Source organism: Amycolatopsis sp. YIM 10 (assembly GCF_009429145.1).
In the GTDB taxonomy this organism is placed as follows: Bacteria; Actinomycetota; Actinomycetes; order Mycobacteriales; family Pseudonocardiaceae; genus Amycolatopsis.
The window spans coordinates 2991293-3008387 of the sequence record NZ_CP045480.1 but is presented as its reverse complement, the minus strand read 5'-3'; the positions used below and the strand labels follow the sequence as shown (position 1 = coordinate 3008387).

The following is a 17095-nucleotide window of genomic DNA, read 5'->3' as shown; positions in this document are numbered from 1 at the left end:
ACGCGGATCCACCGTCGACGGTGAACCACCGCCGGGTGCGGACCGTATCCCCTTTTGCCGCCGCACCAGGAGGATCCATGCGCACGTTTGCCTTGCTCGCCAGTCTGCTCGCCGCCGTTCTCCTCGCCGGGTGCTCGGCGTCCGGCGAGGAGAACCCCCCGGCCACCGGCGCCGGGAACGAGTCGGACATCCGCTTCTCGCAGCAGATGATCCCGCACCACCAGCAGACGCTGGACATCGCCGCGATCGCCAAGGAACGCGGCACGCTGCCACTGGTCAAGACCACCGCGGAGGAGGTATCGGCCACCGAGGCCGCGGAGATCCAGCAGATGACCGGGTGGCTGCGGAGCTGGAACGTCGAGGTCCCGGCCGCGGGCGGGCACAGCGGGCACGCCATGCCGGGCATGCTCACCCTGCAGGACATCGCCGCGCTGGAGAACGCGAGCGGGGCGGAGTTCGACCAGAAGTGGCTGAGCACGCTGGCCAAGCACCTGCGCGAAGGCGTGGCGATGGCGAAGAACGTCCAGCTGACCGGCGCCCACGAGGAAACCAAGGCGCTGGCGAGGAAGATCGTCGAGGGCCAGGAGGCGAAGATCGCCGAGATCACCGCCGCGCAACCGGCTCCCTGACCCGCCGCGCCACACCGGCGAGGACTACTGCGTCACCGTTTTGAAGTCGAGCACGGCGCCTTCGGCGTTCACCGCGGTCACCGTCATTTCGAGCTTCTTGCCGGTGTTCGCGTTGCCCCAGCTCGCCTTGCCGCCCATCCCGGTGCGCATCGTGCTGGACGCGCCCTGGGCGCCGTAGTCCTTGAGCGTCACCGACTTCTCGGTCAGCGTGATGGTGAACTCGTTGTCGCCGACCCGCACCTTCGGCTCGCCGGTGACCAGGATCTGGCACTCGCCGTCGGCGCAGGAGCCGAAGTCGGTGCCGTTCGCCGCGGCGGGCAGCGGGCCCGGCGGCGCCTCCGGCGGAGGCGGCGGCGCGGGCGGCTGGCAGCGCGGCGCCAGGTGGTGGGCCGCGGCCAGCTGCGGTTCGGCGGCCACCAGTGCCGGGTAGTCCGGCCCGGGCGGTTTCACCGAGTCGAGCAACTCGTTGAACTTGCGGGCGCGTTCGTACATCTCCCCGAAATCACCCCTCGGGCTCGTGACGGGGTCGCCGACCAGTGCTTTCACTTCGGGCAGGATGCGCTGCAACCCGGCACCGAGGCCCTTGGCCAGCTCGTCACCGGCGGCCACCCCGGACGGCGGCAGGCCGCTGAACTCCGACGCCAGGTTCTCCAGGCCCGTGTCGGCCGAGCTGAGGTAGCTGTACAGGTGCATGTCGGCGAATTCGTCCGGCTTGGCGGGGTCCAGCTCGAGCCCCTCGAACTCGAGCTGGCCCCGGGTCAGCGAATCCGTCGCCTGGCACATGGTGTCCGCCCAGGTGACCAGTTCCCTGGTCGGCTGCGGCGGTGGTGGCGGCGGCGCGGCCGCCGGTGGCGGTGCCTCCTGCGCCCCGCACCCGCCGGCCACCAGCACCACGCCCACTGCCGCCGCCCACGTCCGATTCCGCATCCCCGGCCCCTTCCACTCCCCAGGAAAGGTAACCGCGACGCCCGGGAACGGCCCCGAGTTGGCATTTTGCGGCCATGGCCCAAACTGACGGGATGGGAGTACTCGAGGGGCAAGCCGTGGTGATCACCGGCGCCGGTCGCGGCCTCGGCCGGGAATACGCACTGCACGCCGCGGCCGCGGGCGCCGCGGTGGTGGTCAACGACGTGGATCCCGAACCGGCGGGCGAGGTCGCCGCCCTGATCACCGATGCGGGCGGAAGGGCCGCGGTCAGCACGCATTCCGTGGCCGACGCCGAGCAGGCGACCGCGATGGTCGGCATGTGCGTGCGCGAGTTCGGCACGATCGACGGCCTAGTCAGCAACGCGGGCCTGAACTACCAGGCACCGCCGTGGGACGACGATCCGGCACGCATTCGCGAGCTGGTCGAGGTCAACGTGCTGGGCACGATGTTCGCCGGGATGGCCGCCATGCGGGTGATGCGCGAACGCGGTTCCGGCGTGATCGTGAACGTGGCTTCGGGCGCGCTGCTCGGAAAACGCGGCGGCGCGGCGTACTCGGCGTCCAAGGGCGCGGTCGCGTCGCTCACCTACTCGTGGGCGGCGGATCTCACCGAGCTGGGCATCCGGGTGAACGCGATCAGCCCGCTGGCGTGGACCAGGATGGTGGAAGCCGATCGGGTGGAACGCACGCGCCTGAGCCGCGACCTCACCCCGGACCTGGCCGCGCCACTGGTCACCTTCCTGCTCAGCGACCTGTCCGCGGGCGTCACCGGCCAGCTGATCCGGTTGCGTGGCGACAAGCTGCACCTGGTGCGGCAGCACGCGGTGAAGGAGCCCGTGCTGACCCGGCCGCGCTGGGACGTCGAGGACTTCGCCGCCGCCTTCGCCGACGAGCTGGTGCCGGAACCGCCGCCGGCTGTTCGGTGGAAGCTCTGACCGGCCCGAGGTAGCGTCGGCAGGCGTGTCACCCGTGGATCTGGAGGAGTTCGAGCGCCTGCTCGCCGAAGGGGAAGCCGAGCCCGTCGAGGGTTGGGACTTCTCGTGGTTCGACGGGCGCGCCACCGAGGAACGGCCGTCGTGGGGCTATTCGCGACTGCTCGCCGATCGCCTTTCCGCCGCCGAAGTGGCACTCGACCTGCAAACCGGCGGCGGCGAAGTGCTGACGAGCGCGGCTCGCGACAGCACGCGGCTGGTCGCCACCGAAGGCTGGCCGCCCAACGCCGCGATCGCCTCACAACGCCTGCGCCGCCTCGGCGGTTCGGTGGTGCTCGCCGCGCACGACGGCCTGCTCCCGTTCCGCGACCACAGCTTCGACCTGGTCACCGGCAGGCACCTGATCGTGGAGCCGTGGCCGGAGATCGCGCGTGTGCTGCGGCCCGGCGGCACCTTCCTCACCCAGGGCGTCGGCAGCGGCACCAATCGCGAGCTGTACGAGTTCTTCCTCGGCCCGCAACCCGGCGACGATGACTCCGACGAGCGCGCCGCCGACCGCGCGGCCGAGAAGGCGCGCGCCGCCGGGCTCGACGTGCTCGACGTTCGTCACGAGAAGCTGCGCGTGGTCTTCCACGACGTCGGCGCGGTGGTCTACTTCCTGCGCAAGGTGCTCTGGACGGTGCCGGACTTCACCGTGGCCAAGTACCGGCCGCGACTGGCCGAACTGCACCGCCGCATCCTGGTGGAGGGCGCGTTCGTGGCGCATTCGCGGCGGTACCTGATCGAGGCCCGCAAAGTCAGCGGTTGAGCTTCACCGTGATGGTCGCCCCCTGTGCCCCGGCGACGTCGACGTCCACCGACCGGCGCAGGATCGTCACGCGGATCGACTGCTGCAGCTGCGTCGGGTCCGAGACCGCGACCTGCCACCCGTCGCGCACCCGTTCCACCGCGACCGACGCGGGCCCGGAGACGGTCAGGTCGTCGAGCGTGCCGCCGGTGAAGAAGTTCGCCAGCAAGGTACCTTCCCACAACCGGATCGCCTGCACCTCGGCGGTGTTCGACCGCACTCGCCAGGAAAGCGCCGAAACCGCGGTGGCCGCCGCCGAAGCACCCGGCAGCACGACGTAGCCGTAGCTCGCGCCGGACGGGTTGGCGCCGTGCTCGATCACCACCTTCTGGTACCGCCGCGTGTACGGCGTGGTGGTGCCGCCGGTGTTGGCGCCCTTGTCGATGTCGGCCCAGGCACCGGTCCGGTCCTCGCGCAGCACGGAAACGTCCATTTCGGACAGGAGAACGTATCCACCGACGCCGTCGAGGTGCACCCAGCGCGGCTTCCGCAGCAGCGTGGTCTTGCCGGGTTCGACCGGCAGCAGGCGGCCGTCCGCCCGCAGGGCGTTGCGCGGATTCGAGCCGAGGGAACGGTTTTCGACGGTGGTCCGCACGTTCGCCCCGGACGCGTCGGTGATCCCCGCCCCCAGGCACACCACGCCGTCCGGGGTGAAGAACCACGACTTCTTCGCGGTGAGCGTGCCGTCCTGCGAGATGAAGTCGACCCCGTAGGCGCCGTGCTGCGCGCCGAACCGCACCCCGCCGGAGAACGGCTTGCTGGACAACGGGATCTGCTCCAGCTTCGGCGGCTCGGCGTCCTTCGCCGTGGTGCCCGGCAGCAGTTTCGCGTCGACCGTCGGCCAGTAGGCGTCGCTGTAGTGCCCCTCGGCGTCGGGCCGGAACACGTACAGCACCCCGTCACCGGTGTACCAGCCGCGCAGGTTCATCGAGTTGATCGCCTCGTAGCGGCAGATCCGCGCCGAGCTGACCCCGAGCGAGGCCGACCACGACGGGGTCACGTGCACCATCCGGTCCTGCTGGCCGAACACGCGGTGCTCCGGCACCACCGGCGCTGGAGCCGGGCTCGCGGCCAGCAGTTCCTGCGCGTACTCGACCTCCGGCACGCCGACCGGCTGCAACCCGCCCGAGAACCGCTGGACGTCGGACACCTCCAGGAAGGGTGCCCACTTGCCGCGCTGGATCCACGACGCCACCAGCGCGCTCAGCTGAGCGCGCTCCGGTTCGGGCGCGTTGCGCGCGAGCAGCGCCGCCGCCGCGGTCAGCTGGTGCCCGGCGTCGTGCCCGGTCTCCCCCTGCCTGGACAGGAACCGGCCGCGAGCCGGTTCCATCATGTAGCCGTTGAACATGAACGGCGCCAGCGAATCCGGCACCGTGCCGCAGATGGCGCGGCGCACGCTCTCGGGCAGTTCCCACGCCGTGCCGCGGGTGATCTCCATCAGCCCGGCCACCGCCTGCACCAGCACCAGCGCGTAGTGCCCCGGGTAGGGCACCACGTCGTGCTGGATGAACGAGCCGTCGGTGTGGAAGCCGTCGCCGGAGGTCACCTTCGCGATCAGGCTCGCCGCGCCACCACCGGCCACGTCGGTGACCGCGTCCACGCCCAGCCGGATGCGCGCGGTGTCCCCCGTCATCGCGCCGGAGACCACGGTCAGCGTGGCCTTGTCGGCCCGGTTCGCGCCGGTCTCCACCACGTTGGGATTGTTGGTGCGCCGGTTCGGGTCGGCGATGAACCGCAGCACCGGGCGCAGGTACCGCTCACGATCGGCCGCCGGAATGATGTCCTCAGTGGACGCAAGCGTTTGCAGCAGCCACAACGGGGTGCCGATCTCGTAGCTGTACCAGTTGCCGATCTCGTCGGTGTGCTCGTTGTACTGCACCCGGTACAGCGTCTCCAGCGCGGTGTGGATCCGCTGCGGCAGCGCCGGGTCCGCCGAGAGCGCGGACCCCGGCGTCGCCCAGTCCACCGCGATGGTGCGCAGCCGGTAGTACATCTTCTGGAAGTACGTGCTGCCGGGACCCACCGGCAGATCCGGCCACAGCTGGTCGATCGAGGTGTTCATCGCGGCGTTGTAGGCCACCGCCACCTCGTCGAGCGCCTCGACCGCCCGCGTCCGCTCCGGTGAGGTGCGCCCGGCACCGAGCTGGAGGTACCGGTACGCGGCGACGATCTTCGCCGGATCGGGCCCGGCCGCGGCCGCCGGTGTGCCCAGCACCCCGGCCAGGGTGGTGGACGCGGCGACCGCCGCCCCGCCGAGCAACGCTGATCTGCGGGTGAGTCCGTCCATGTTGTCTCCCAGTCAGAGGATCTGCGGCGTACCGTCCGTTCGCCGCGGCAGCTGCCACGGGTTGTCCTCGCGCAGGGCGGGCGGCAGCAGCGCGTCGGGGAAGCCCTGCCAGGCCACCGGGCGCAGGAAGCGGTCGATCGCAGCGGTGCCGACCGAGGTGGTGGTCGGCGCGGTGGTGGCCGGGTACGGGCCGCCGTGCTGCTGCGCCCAGCTCACCGTTACCCCGGTCGGCCAGTCGTTGTACAGCACGCGCCCGGCGATCCGCGCCAGCGGAGCCAGCAGCGGGCGCACGTCGTCCACTTCGGACTCTTCGGCGTGCAGGGTGGCGGTCAGCCCCGGCTCGAGCCCGTCCAGCAGGCCGATCAGCTCCTCCTGGCTGGAGTAGGTGATCACCAGCGAGGCCGGGCCGAAGCACTCGTGCCGCAGCACCTCGGCGCCCTTGGCGAAGTTCTCCGCACTGGTGCTGAGCAGGGTCGGCGCGAAGCCCGAACCCGCGTTCTCCGGGGCGGAGACCACCTCGACCCCGTCGGCGGACCGCAGCGCGGCCACGCCTTCGGCATAACCGCCGGCGATGCGGTCGTTGAGCATCTCCTGCGCGGCGACACCGTCCACAGCGGACTTCAGCGCGGTGTCCAGCCCGTGCTCGTCCGGCAGGAACACCAGGCCGGGCTTGGTGCAGAACTGACCGGCGCCCAGGGTGAACGAGGCCGCGTAGCCCTTGGCGATCTCCTCGCCGCGTGCCTTCACCGCGCCCGGGGTGACCACCACCGGGTTGACGCTGCCCAGCTCACCGTAGAACGGGATCGGCACCGGGCGGGCGTTGGCGATGTCGAACAGCGCGCGGCCACCGGGCACCGACCCGGTGAACGACGCGGCCGAGACGCGCGGGTCCTTGAGCGCGGTCACCCCGGTCTCGCGGCCGTGGACCACCGCGAAGATGCCCTCGGGCGCACCGGCCGCGAGCAGCGCGGCGAGCAGGATCCGCCCGGTCAGGTCGGACAGGCGCGGGTGGCCCGGGTGCGCCTTGAGCACCACCGGGCAGCCGGCTGCCAGCGCCGACGCGGTGTCCCCGCCCGCGGTGCTGAAGGCGAACGGGAAGTTGCTGGCGGCGAACACCAGCACCGGCCCGATCGGGGTGAGCACCCGGCGGATGTCCGGGCGCGATCCCATCGGCCAGTCCGGGTCGGCGTGGTCGACGGTGGCCTTGAGGAACGCGCCGTCGGTCAGCACCTGGCCGAACAACCGCAGCTGGAAGGTGGTGCGCTTCAGCTCACCACGCAGGCGCGGCGCTTCGGGCAGGTTGGTCTCCTCGGCGGCCAGCACGACAAGCTCGTCGGCCGCGGCGTCCAGCGCGTCGGCGGCCGCGGTGAGCCAGCCGGCCCGCTGCGCCGGGGTGGTCTCGGCCAGCGCGGGCGCGACGCGGGCGGCCGCTTCCAGCACCCGGTCCAGCTCGGCTTCTTCGGTCTCAGCGACAAATTCGGCAGACAAAGCACAAACTCCTAGTTCACGGTCCGGGCACCGCGCACGGCGGCCCGGAGATCGGCCCAGCGACCGGCGCCGGCCAGACCGAGGTGGTACAGGTGCAGTTCGCTCGCACCGGCCTCGGCCAGTGCGGCGGTGTAGCGATCGATCTCGGGCACCGGGTTCGCCGCCACCGCGGTGATGTACGCCCCGACGTCCACAATGGACGGCAGCGCGGCGCGGGCGGCGGCGACCGCGTCCACGCTGGCCTGGCCGGGTGCCCAGCACTGCAGCACCACGGAATGCACGTCATCGGGCGCGCTCGGGGTCAGGCCGGGCAACGCTCCGGTCACCCAGGGATCCATCGCCCCGTGCAGCACCAGTCTAGGCCCGGCGCCGATTTCGGCGAGGATCCCGGCCCGCAGCGCGTCGGTGGACCGCTGCCGCCCGGCCAGCACGGTCGCCTTGACCTCGGGCGGGAGCTGGTCCTCGGTGGCAGCGAGGTCACCGCTCGCGATCAGGCGGCGGGCTTCGGCGGCGAGGGCGGCCTGGACCTCGCCGGTGTCCGCGTCCCACTGGGCCGCGCAGGCTTCGCAGCAGCAGACCGACAGCACCCTGGCCGCCGCGGGCGACCACACGCCGTCGGTCTTCTCGTGCTGGTGCTGGTGCACCACCCCGAGCGGCCCGCAGGCCTCCAGGATCACCGACCGGAACTCCAGCCCGCGCACGCTCTCCGCGGCCACCTTGGCGGCGTACTCCCGGACCTGCTCACGAGCCGGGCACAACGCCCACGGGTACGGCTCGCCGAAGCAGTTCCGCACCGAGACATCCGGATTTTTCGTGCCCAGCAACGAATTGTGCGTGAACACCACCCAGGCGGCCGCCGGGATCCCGGCCGCGTCGAGCACGCGCACCGCGTCACCGGCGCTGTCCTCGGCACCGGCCCAGTCCGGGGCGGCCGGGCGCAACCGACCCCAGGCGCCCTTCCGGATCGGCCGGTAGAAGGCAGCGTGGCGGGCCACCACCGAGGACCGGCTGGGCGACCACGGCGTGGCCGCCCGCGCGCTGTGGTACGACACCGCGACGGCGACCTCGTCCACGTCCAGCTCGGCCGCGCGCTCGGTGAAACCGGGCGCGTCCAGCACGTCCCACGGATAGGCGTAACCGGTCACCCTCATCGCGCTGCCCCGATCCGGCCGAGCACCGCGGCACCTTCGGCGCAGATGCGCTCGAGGCGGTCGAGCTGCTCCGGGTTCGGCTCCCGCAGCGGCGGGCGCACGGTGCCGACCTTCTCCCCGCGCAACCGGGCGGCGGCCTTGACCAGCGACACCGCGAAGCCGGGCGTCTCGTCGCGGAGTTCGACCAGCGGCAGGTAGAACCCGGACAGCAGCGCGTCCATCGTCGTTTCGTCCCCAGTGGACAGTGCTTTGTGGAAGGCTTGGGCGATCTCCGGGGCGAAGCAGTGCACCGCGGACGAGTACCGGGCGACGCCGACCGCCGCGTACGCCCGCGCCGAGACCTCGGCGGTGGGCAAGCCGTTGAAGAACAGGAACTCCCGCCCGCGCGGGTTGTCCGCGCCGCGGATGCCGGTGACGATCCGGGTCATCAGGTCGACGTCGCCGAACCCGTCCTTGAGCCCGGCCACCGTGGGCAGTTCGAGCAGCTCGACCGCCGCGCCCGCGGTGAACACCCCCGGCGAGCGGTGGTAGACGATCACCGGGATCCCGCTGTCGCCGATGGCGTAGCGGACGTGGTCGACCAGTCCCGCCGGCGGCCCGGTGACCAGGTACGGCGGCAGGAGCAGCACACCGTCGGCACCCCCGGCCTCGGCGGCCGCGATCCCGGCCCGCGCGGTGGTGGCGCCACCGCCGGCGCCCACCCAGATCGGCACGCGCCCGGCCACGACCTCGCGCGCGCGACGCAGCAGCGCCCGCACCTCGTCGGGTCCCAGCGAGCTGAACTCGCCCGTGCCGCACGCGACGAACAGCGCGCCCGCGCCCGCTTCCAGGTGCCGCTCGACGTGGTCACCGAAGGCGTCGAGGTCGAGCTGGAGATCTTCGGTGAACGGGGTGAGCGGGAACGCGAGCAGACCGTCCAAAGCGGTCTCGGGCTGAGCCATCGGTACCCTTCTGTTCACATCTACTGTTCACATTCATGAATGAAGTCTGCTAATGTGACGCTCGTTCACCTACAAGAACACTGTCGCAGGACGTTAATATGGGTGCGGACACAAGTCAACCCGCAGGTGGAGGAGGGGTCGATGGCTCAGCCGACGGCTGTTTCAGCCGGTGAGAACAACGCCGAGCCGGCCGGCGTCAAATCCGCGCGCCGCGCGATCGACCTGCTGGAGACCTTCGCCGAGAACGACGTCTGGATGTCGCTCTCGGACCTGCACACCCGCACCGGGTTCCCGCGGTCCAGCCTGCACGGACTGCTGCGGACCCTGCACGAGGCCGGTTGGCTGGAGACCGATTCCAGTGGCACGCGCTACCGCCTCGGCGTGCGCGCGCTGATCTGCGGAACGGCTTACCTCGACCGGGACCCGGTGGTGCCCTTCGCCACCGAGGCACTGGAGAAGGTGCGTGAGCGCACCGGGTTCACCGCGCACTACGCGCGGCGCAACGGCACCGAGGTGGTGTACCTGGAGACGCGGGAGTCCGCGAAGTCCATCCACCTGGTCTCGCGGGTCGGCCGCACGCTGCCCGCCCACGCGACCGCGCTGGGCAAGGTGCTGCTCGCCGAACTCACCCACGACGAGATCGACGCGCTGCTGCCGAACCCGCTCACCGCGCTCACGCCGAACACGGTGACCTCGCTCAGCGAGCTGCACCGCCAGTTCGCCGAGACCCGCGAACGCGGTTACGCCTCGGAGATCGAAGAGGGCACGCCGGGCATCCGGTGCGTGGCCGCGGTGGTGCCGTACCGCATTCCCGGCACCGACGCGCTCAGCTGCTCGATGCCGGTCGACCAGGTCACCGAGGCCGAAGCGCGGCGGGCGGGCGAGCTGATCGCCGAGATCACCACCGAACTCGGGCAGAACCTGCGACGCGCCGGTATCCGCTGAAACTCTCCTGGTTGAAGAAAGAGGCGTCATGGCAGACGAGCGCGTCCTGATCACGGGTGCGTCGGGGGTGGTCGGCACGCTGATGCGGCCGCGGCTGGCCAAGCCGGGCCGGATCCTGCGGTTGCTCGACGTGCGCCCGCCCGCTCCGGCGGAGCCGGGTGAGGCGGTCGAGGTGCTGACCGGATCGGTCACCGACCCCGAAGCGATGGCACGGGCCTGCGAAGGCGCCGACGCGCTGATCCACCTCGGCGGGCACAGCCGCGAGAACTCGTGGGAAGAGATCCTCGACGTCAACATCAACGGCACGCAGATCGCGCTGGCGGCCGCGCAGGCGGCGGGCATCAAACGGGTGATCCTGGCGTCGAGCAACCACTCGGTCGGCTTCCGGCGCAACGACGAAGCGGGCTCCGACGGCCTGCCCGCCGATTCGAGCCCGCGGCCGGACACGTACTACGGCGTCGGCAAGGCGGCGATGGAGGCACTGGGCAGTCTGTACGCGTCGCGGTTCGGCATGGACGTCATCTGCGTGCGGATCGGGTCGTGCTTCGAAACCCCGATCGTGCTGGGTCCGCGGGGCCTGACCACCTGGCTCTCCCCCGACGACGGCGCCCGTCTCTTCGAGGCGTGCCTTTCGGCGCCCTCCCCTGGTTATCGCTTGATCTGGGGCGTCTCGGACAACAAGCGTCGGCTGTTCTCGCTGGATGAGGCCGCTTCCTTGGGCTACGCCCCGCAGGACGATGCCGAGTCGTATGCCGCCGAACTGGCGGATGTGCCGGGACCAACGGGCATCGCGGCCGACCACATCGGCGGCCCGTTCTGCACGGCTCCGCTGGGCGAGTACAACCCGCTCTGACCCTGCGGGGGCATGTTCCAGCGGGGTGAGCACTGTTCGGGGCCACCCCGCTGTCTGTTTGTGACTACGGCGAAGACCCCGATGGTCTTCGCCGTGTTTTGGCTGTGGAGCGGGGATGGGGAGGGCTGGGTGGGCAATGTGGTCGGCTGTCGTTGCCGGGTGGCGGTTTGGGGGATGAGTTGACACGGTAATCCGCGTGCCGCATCCTACTCTGAAGTAGCTGTTACTTCCGGTTACAGCTACTTGTGGATCCGCAACGGCGTGGAGGAGCAATGGGCGCGCGGTTCAAGGTGGTCATCGTCGGTACCGGCTTCTCGGGGCTGGGCCAGGCGATCCAGCTGGAGAAGGCGGGCATCCGGGACTACGTGATCCTGGAGAAGGCCGACGAGGTCGGCGGCACCTGGCGCGACAACTCCTACCCCGGGTGCGCCTGCGACGTGCAGTCCCACATGTACTCCTTCTCCTACGAGCAGAACCCCGACTGGACCCGCTCGTTCTCCCGTCAGCCGGAGATCTTCGAGTACCTCAAGGGCGTCGCCGACAAGTACCGCCTGCGCGACAGGATCCGCTTCGGCGTCGAGATCACCGGCGCGCACTGGGACCAGGACCGTGGCTTGTGGACGGTGGAAACCAGGGCTGGAGAAGAATTCGTCGCGCAGTTCCTCGTCGCCGGGGTCGGCGGCCTGCACATCCCGCGCATTCCCGAACTCCCCGGCATCGAACGCTTCCAGGGGCGCACCTGGCACTCCGCGCAGTGGGACCACGGCTACGACCTGACCGGCAAGCGCGTCGCCGTGGTCGGGACCGGGGCCAGCGCGATCCAGTTCGTGCCGCGCATCGCGCGTGAGGTCGCCAAGCTCGACCTCTTCCAGCGCACGCCCCCGTGGATCATGCCCAAGCCCGACCACGCCATGCCCGAATGGTCGAAGAAGCTGTTCCGCCGTGTCCCCGGCGCCCAGCGCGCCTACCGCACCGCGCTGTACTGGTTGCTCGAAGTGCGCGCGATCGGCTTCAACGGCCACCCGGCGGTGATGAAGGCCGGCGAAGCGGTGGCCAAGCGCCACATCGCCAAGCAGATCCCCGACCGCGAACTCCGGCGCAAGGTCACCCCGGACTACACCATGGGCTGCAAGCGCGTGCTCATCTCCAACGACTACTACCCCGCGCTCTCCCGCGACAACGTGGACGTGGTCACCGACGGCATCCGCGAGGTGCGCGAGCACTCCATTGTGGACAGCGCGGGCGTCGAGCACGAGGTCGACGCGATCATCTACGGCACCGGCTTCCACGTCACCGACGCGCTGGAGTACCTGAACATCACCGGCGCCGACGGGCGCGACCTGGCCAAGGAATGGGCCACCGAGGGTATGCGCACGCACTTCGGCATCACCGTGGCCGGGTTCCCGAACCTGTTCTTCCTGCTCGGCCCGAACACCGCGCTCGGCCACAACTCGGTGGTGTTCATGATCGAGTCGCAGTCCCGGTACGTGGTGGACGCGATCAAACTGACCGACCGTCACCGCGCCGCCGCGCTGTCCGTGCGCGAGCGGGCGCAGGAACAGTTCCAGGCGGAGATCCAGGACAAGCTGGTCAAGGGCGTGTGGACACAAGGCGGCTGCAAGAGCTGGTACCTCGACGCGAAGGGGGTGAACCGGACCATCTGGCCCGGCTTCACCTGGCGCTACTGGCAGCGCACCCGCCGCGTCGACCCGAGCCACTACGAGCTGACCGGGAGGTCGTGATGACCACCGACGACGAGCAACTGGTGCTGCGGGCGCGTGACGTCCACTTCGACTGGTCCGCGCTGCCGATGCACTGGATCCCGGCCGAACCGCAGTCCACGCACACGATCAACGTGCTGCACCTGCTGCTGCCCGAGGGCGAGCGCTGGTTCGTCGAGCTGTTCAAGCAGGCCGTGCCGATGATCCGCGACGACCGGCTGCGCCAGGACGTGCTGGGCTTCATCGGCCAGGAAGCCATGCACGCTGAAGCGCACAGCGGTGTGCTCGACCACTTCGAGGCACACGGGCTCGACCCGCGGCCGTACACCCGCCAGATGGAATGGGTGTTCCGCCGCCTGCTCGGCGACCGCGACCTCACCGGCAAGGCCCGCGAGGAGTGGATCGTCGAACGGGTCGCGATCGTCGCCGCGATCGAGCACTACACCGCCTTCCTCGGCCAGTGGATCCTCGACTCGGCACCGCTGGACCGGGCCGGCGCCGACCCGACCATGCTGGACCTGCTGCGCTGGCACGGCGCCGAAGAGGTCGAGCACCGCGCCGTGGCCTACGACCTCTACCAGCACCTCGACGGCAGGTACCTGCGCCGCGCCCGCACGATGGCGCTGGTCACACCGGTGCTGGCGTGGCTGTGGGTGCGCGGCACCCGGTTCCTGATGGCTGCCGACCCGACGCTGTCCGAGAAGGCGAGCTGGCGCGGGTTCCGCAGCGGTGCCCGGCGCGGGCTGGTGCCGAGCGGACGCGGGCTGCTGCGGGAGATCCGGCCGTACTTCCGGCGCTCGTACCACCCGTCGGAGACCGGCGACACCGATCAGGCGGTGGCCTACCTGGCCAGTTCCCCGGCCGCGCTGGCGGCCGAGTGACACAGCCGCGGTTCCCGCCCGACCTGCGCGGCCGCCCTCGCTCGGACCGGCTGCTGTCCACGCTGAGCGGGGTCGGGGTGCTGTACCGGCGGCTGAGCCGGATGAGCGGCAGGCGGCGTCCTCCGGTCGAGGCCGTCGACCGCGACCTGCCGATGGTGGTCGACGACGCCGCGGTGGTCGCCGACGGGGTGAAAAGCCTGCGGTTGCGCCGGATCGACGGTGCGCCACTGCCTTCGTGGCGGCCCGGCGCCCACATCGACCTGGTGCTGCCGTCCGGTCGCGTCCGGCAGTACTCCCTGTGCGACGGCGACACCCGGTCGTACCGCATCGCGGTGCGCCGGATCGAGGACGGGAACGGCGGTTCGCGCGAGGTGCACGAGGCGGTGGGCCTCGGCACCAGGGTCACCGTGCGCGGGCCGCGCAACGCGTTTCCGTTCGTCCGCACCGGTGCCTACCAGTTCATCGCCGGTGGCATCGGCATCACGCCGATCCTGCCGATGGTGCGCGCGGCCGCGGCGGCCGGCGCCGACTGGCGGTTGGTCTACACCGGCCGCGACCGCGCGTCCATGCCCTTCGCCGACGAACTGTCCGCACTGGACTCGAACCGGGTGTGGATCCGGCCGGACACCGAGTACGGGATTCCGGCCTCCGGCGCCGAACTGCTGGAGCAGGCCCCGCCGGAGGCGCACGTCTACTGCTGCGGCCCGATCCCGATGATCACCTCGGTGCGCACCGACGTGCTGGCGGGTGGGGGCGGTACCGTCCACTTCGAACGGTTCGCCGAACCGCCGATCGTGGACGGCAAGCCGTTCCGGGTGGAACTTCGGCGCACGGGGACCACGGTGGAGGTGCCCGCCGACCGGTCCGCGCTGGAGATGATCCGCGCGGTGCGCCCGGACGTCGCCTACTCCTGCCGCCAGGGTTTCTGCGGCACCTGCCGGGTGCGCGTGCTGGGCGGCGCCGAAGACAGCATGCTGATCTGCGTCGGGCGCGCGGAGGGCACGGTCGCGCTCGACCTCTAGGGCCCGTCCTCAAAGCCAGAGGGTGAGGGTGGCCAGGTCGATCATGGCTTGGTAAGACACAGCGGTTTGTCGTAGCGGGTGGCGATCGCGCGGAACTGTTTGAGCCGGTTGAAGCAGCGTTCGACGACGTTGCGGCGCTTGTAGATCACCGGATCGAAGGCGGGTGGGCGGCCTCCGGCTCGACCGCGGCGGGCTCGGTTGGCGCGCTGGTCGCGGCGTTCGGGGATGGTGGCCCGGATGCCGCGGCGGCGCAGGTGAGCGCGAATGGACTTGCTGGAGTAGCCCTTGTCCGCGAGCACCCGTGTCGGCCGCGTCGCGAGCCGGCCGTGTCGTGCCGGCGGGAACCACACGCCCGCCAGCACGGTGTCGAACGTGGTGCAGTCGTTCGTGTTCCCGCCGGTCAGGACGGTCGTGAGCGGGCGGCCGTGCCCGTCACAGGCCAGATGAATCTTGGTCGAGGGGCCGCCGCGGGACCGGCCGATAGCATGATCATCTGGTTCGGTCTGCCCGCCACACGACCCGCTCGCCCCCTGTGTGCGCTGCGGTGCGGCGGCGGGCACCGGCCGCGTGCTGATGGGCGCGCACGATGCTGGAGTCCACCGAAACCTCCCGGTCCAGCTCGTCGATCGCCTCCGCGATCACCCGCGCCTTGGACACCAGCATGGTCAGGGTGCCGTTGCGTGACCAGCGCCAGAACCGGTTGTAGACCGTCTTCCACGGCCCGTACCGCTCCGGCAGATCACGCCACGAGACACCGGTCTTCGCTTTGAACAACATCCCGTTGATCACCCGCCGGTCATCCACCCGCGGACGCCCCTTCGCCCCCGAGACCGGCAACAACGGCTGCAACGCCTGCCACTGCTCATCAGTCAGCTCATGCCTGCGCACCACGACACAAGATCAAAGCACGTCAGAGCAACCAGCTTTGAGGACGGGCCCTAGCGCAGGGCCGCCAGGTCGACCACTTCCCGTGCCGGGCGGAAGTCGTCCGGTGGCACGCCCTTCGCCGTGCGCAGCCAGCCCACGCGGTCCTGTGGCCTGCTCGACTTGCCCGCGTCGAGCAGCAGCGCGACGTAGCAGCCGTAGTCCAGCGAGTACCCGTCGTACAGCGTGCCCGGCGATTCCTGGTCGACCACCCCGCGCCGGAGCAGGTGCAGCAGGCGCGCGTCGTGGAGGTCGTCGATCGCGGTCCAGCGCGATTCCTGCGCCAGCAGGAAGGTCCGGCACCGGCGGCGGCCGACCACTTCATCGATCAGCTTGCGCAGCAGATCGGCGGCGGCGCGATCGGTCTCGATCGCCTTGCGCTTGTCACGCAGGTACCAGTCGCGCGCGGCGAGCCGGACGTCGCGGACGTCGATCGGCTCGTCGTGCGCGTGCTGCGCGGCCAGCGCGGCGATGTTGATCGCGTCGCGCGGCACCCCTTCCGCCGCCCGGACCAGTTCACCGAAGGCGTTGCGGCGGAAGACCTCCCGCACGAATTCGTCCACTTCGGACGGAGGATCGGCGACCATCTTCGCCAGTGCCACCGAGGCGTGGTTGAACAGCAGTTCGCCGAGGAACTCGTCCGGCCCGGCCGGGAGGTCGTCCAGGCTGACCGCCGACGCGGCATCCGCACCGACCTCGATGCCGAGGTGGTCCCCGTCGGGCAGCCGCCTGCGGAACCGCGACCGGCGTTCGATCGCGGCGATCTTCACCGTCATCCCGTTGACCGGCAGCACACTGCGGCGCAGCAGGTCGGCCAGCAGCGGCTGCAACTCCAGCGGCAGGCTGCTCCATTCGTCGAGCAGCAACCACAACCGGGCGCCGCCGAGGGCGACGGCGATCCGCTGCAACGCCCGGCCGAGCGGGCCGAACACCACCCGGTGCCGTTCGGTGCCGGTGCGGCGCAAGAAACTCTCGGCGGTCACCGCGTCCTTGCGCCGCCCCGAAACCTTCGCCGACGACGACACTTCGAGCGCGGTCTCCGACTCGGCGGCCGCACCCACCTTCGTCGCGCGCTCGACCTCACCGACCACCTCGACCGCGGTGGTGGCTTCGGCCAGTTCGTCGAGCGCGGGCAGCAGGCGGTGGTCACCCACTTCGCGGTCGACCGCGAGGGTGAACAGCTCCTCGTGCAACGCTTCCAGCGTGTCGACCAGCAGTTGCGTGCCGCGCAGGTCCGCGCCCAGCTCGCTGTCCGAGTACAGCCCGCCCGCCGAGCCGATGGTGCGCAGGTCGAGGTACACGGCGAGATCACCGGACTGCGACGCGAGGTCGTGCAGGTAACGCAGCGCGTGGGTCTTTCCGGTTCCGCGCCGCCCGTACAGGATCTGGTGGTCGGTCGAGTGCAGCATCGCGGCGAACGAACCCGCCGAGACGAAGGTCCGGCTCAGCGTCGCCCTGTCCACGCCCTCCGCTCGCCGGGGAATGCGCAACAACGCCTGGTTGAGGTGTGTCTGCCGCGAGGTTCCCATCGCGGCCAGCCTGGCGGA

The 17095-nt window shown here is 70.8% G+C and carries 14 protein-coding genes and 1 pseudogene; 8 read left to right on the top strand and 7 right to left on the bottom strand.

Annotation, left to right across the window (positions count from 1 at the left end; all coding sequences use genetic code 11):
* The first annotated feature begins 77 nt into the window (after positions 1 to 77).
* A complete protein-coding gene (locus YIM_RS14690; RefSeq protein WP_153030896.1) occupies positions 78 to 629 on the top strand; it encodes a DUF305 domain-containing protein in 552 nt (183 codons plus the stop codon).
* Positions 630 to 653: 24 nt separating this feature from the next.
* On the opposite strand, the gene YIM_RS14685 is transcribed toward YIM_RS14690, so the two are convergent.
* Positions 654 to 1556, bottom strand: a complete 903-nt coding sequence (locus YIM_RS14685; RefSeq protein WP_153030895.1) for a hypothetical protein — start codon at positions 1554 to 1556, stop codon at positions 654 to 656.
* 92 nt (positions 1557 to 1648) lie between these two features.
* Between YIM_RS14685 and YIM_RS14680 the strand changes: the two genes are divergently transcribed.
* Both YIM_RS14680 and YIM_RS14675 read left to right on the top strand, forming a co-directional pair.
* Positions 1649 to 2491, top strand: a complete 843-nt coding sequence (locus tag YIM_RS14680; RefSeq protein WP_153030894.1) for an SDR family NAD(P)-dependent oxidoreductase — start codon at positions 1649 to 1651, stop codon at positions 2489 to 2491.
* A 25-nt stretch (positions 2492 to 2516) separates the two neighbouring features.
* A complete protein-coding gene (locus YIM_RS14675; protein ID WP_228004723.1) occupies positions 2517 to 3296 on the top strand; it encodes a class I SAM-dependent methyltransferase in 780 nt (259 codons plus the stop codon).
* On the opposite strand, the gene YIM_RS14670 is transcribed toward YIM_RS14675, so the two are convergent.
* The 4 genes from YIM_RS14670 to YIM_RS14655 are packed head-to-tail and all read right to left on the bottom strand — an operon-like array spanning position 3286 to position 9202.
* Positions 3286 to 5622 (bottom strand): polysaccharide lyase 8 family protein, encoded by a 2337-nt coding sequence (locus YIM_RS14670; protein ID WP_153030893.1) that lies wholly within the window; start codon positions 5620 to 5622, stop codon positions 3286 to 3288. The two genes, YIM_RS14675 and YIM_RS14670, sit on opposite strands and share 11 nt — an antisense overlap.
* 12 nt (positions 5623 to 5634) lie before the next feature.
* A complete protein-coding gene (locus YIM_RS14665) occupies positions 5635 to 7110 on the bottom strand; it encodes an aldehyde dehydrogenase (NADP(+)) (protein WP_153030892.1) in 1476 nt (491 codons plus the stop codon).
* An 11-nt stretch (positions 7111 to 7121) separates the two neighbouring features.
* Positions 7122 to 8261: a hypothetical protein gene (locus YIM_RS14660; RefSeq protein ID WP_153030891.1), complete on the bottom strand. Its 1140-nt coding sequence runs from the start codon at positions 8259 to 8261 to the stop codon at positions 7122 to 7124.
* Positions 8258 to 9202, bottom strand: coding sequence for a 5-dehydro-4-deoxyglucarate dehydratase (locus YIM_RS14655; protein WP_153030890.1), 945 nt, complete (start codon positions 9200 to 9202; stop codon positions 8258 to 8260). Before YIM_RS14655 ends, YIM_RS14660 begins: the two co-directional genes overlap by 4 nt.
* A 141-nt stretch (positions 9203 to 9343) precedes the next feature.
* Here YIM_RS14655 and YIM_RS14650 point away from each other — a divergent pair, with 141 nt between their 5' ends.
* The 5 genes from YIM_RS14650 to YIM_RS14630 all read left to right on the top strand — a co-directional run bounded on the left by YIM_RS14650 (position 9344) and on the right by YIM_RS14630 (position 14624).
* Positions 9344 to 10147 carry an IclR family transcriptional regulator gene (locus YIM_RS14650; protein ID WP_153030889.1) on the top strand — a complete coding sequence of 268 codons (804 nt, stop codon included), beginning with the start codon at positions 9344 to 9346 and terminating at the stop codon, positions 10145 to 10147.
* Positions 10148 to 10175: 28 nt separating this feature from the next.
* Positions 10176 to 11000, top strand: coding sequence for an NAD(P)-dependent oxidoreductase (locus YIM_RS14645; protein WP_153030888.1), 825 nt, complete (start codon positions 10176 to 10178; stop codon positions 10998 to 11000).
* 272 nt (positions 11001 to 11272) lie between these two features.
* Positions 11273 to 12742, top strand: coding sequence for an NAD(P)/FAD-dependent oxidoreductase (locus tag YIM_RS14640; RefSeq protein ID WP_153030887.1), 1470 nt, complete (start codon positions 11273 to 11275; stop codon positions 12740 to 12742).
* Positions 12742 to 13602 (top strand): metal-dependent hydrolase, encoded by an 861-nt coding sequence (locus YIM_RS14635; RefSeq protein WP_153030886.1) that lies wholly within the window; start codon positions 12742 to 12744, stop codon positions 13600 to 13602. The genes YIM_RS14640 and YIM_RS14635 overlap by 1 nt, the downstream gene beginning before the upstream one ends.
* On the top strand, positions 13599 to 14624 hold the full coding sequence (locus YIM_RS14630; RefSeq protein WP_153030885.1) for a 2Fe-2S iron-sulfur cluster-binding protein: 1026 nt from the start codon (positions 13599 to 13601) through the stop codon (positions 14622 to 14624). The genes YIM_RS14635 and YIM_RS14630 overlap by 4 nt, the downstream gene beginning before the upstream one ends.
* A 9-nt stretch (positions 14625 to 14633) precedes the next feature.
* Here the strand turns inward: YIM_RS14630 and YIM_RS14625 are convergent.
* Positions 14634 to 15515, bottom strand: a pseudogene (locus tag YIM_RS14625) (IS5 family transposase).
* 47 nt (positions 15516 to 15562) lie between these two features.
* Complete coding sequence (locus YIM_RS14620; protein WP_153030884.1) at positions 15563 to 17077, bottom strand: ATP-binding protein; 1515 nt, start codon at positions 17075 to 17077, stop codon at positions 15563 to 15565.
* Positions 17078 to 17095 lie beyond the last annotated feature (18 nt).

Bases quoted from the DNA above. Each gene is read 5' to 3' on its own strand.
- YIM_RS14690 (WP_153030896.1), top strand. From the start codon at position 78: ATGCGCACGTTTGCCTTGCTCGCCAGTCTGCTCGCCGCCGTTCTCCTC.
- YIM_RS14685 (WP_153030895.1), bottom strand. From the start codon at position 1,556: ATGCGGAATCGGACGTGGGCGGCGGCAGTGGGCGTGGTGCTGGTGGCC.
- YIM_RS14680 (WP_153030894.1), top strand. From the start codon at position 1,649: ATGGGAGTACTCGAGGGGCAAGCCGTGGTGATCACCGGCGCCGGTCGC.
- YIM_RS14670 (WP_153030893.1), bottom strand. From the start codon at position 5,622: ATGGACGGACTCACCCGCAGATCAGCGTTGCTCGGCGGGGCGGCGGTC.
- YIM_RS14660 (WP_153030891.1), bottom strand. From the start codon at position 8,261: ATGAGGGTGACCGGTTACGCCTATCCGTGGGACGTGCTGGACGCGCCC.
- YIM_RS14655 (WP_153030890.1), bottom strand. From the start codon at position 9,202: ATGGCTCAGCCCGAGACCGCTTTGGACGGTCTGCTCGCGTTCCCGCTC.
- YIM_RS14650 (WP_153030889.1), top strand. From the start codon at position 9,344: ATGGCTCAGCCGACGGCTGTTTCAGCCGGTGAGAACAACGCCGAGCCG.
- YIM_RS14645 (WP_153030888.1), top strand. From the start codon at position 10,176: ATGGCAGACGAGCGCGTCCTGATCACGGGTGCGTCGGGGGTGGTCGGC.
- YIM_RS14640 (WP_153030887.1), top strand. From the start codon at position 11,273: ATGGGCGCGCGGTTCAAGGTGGTCATCGTCGGTACCGGCTTCTCGGGG.
- YIM_RS14635 (WP_153030886.1), top strand. From the start codon at position 12,742: ATGACCACCGACGACGAGCAACTGGTGCTGCGGGCGCGTGACGTCCAC.
- YIM_RS14620 (WP_153030884.1), bottom strand. From the start codon at position 17,077: ATGGGAACCTCGCGGCAGACACACCTCAACCAGGCGTTGTTGCGCATT.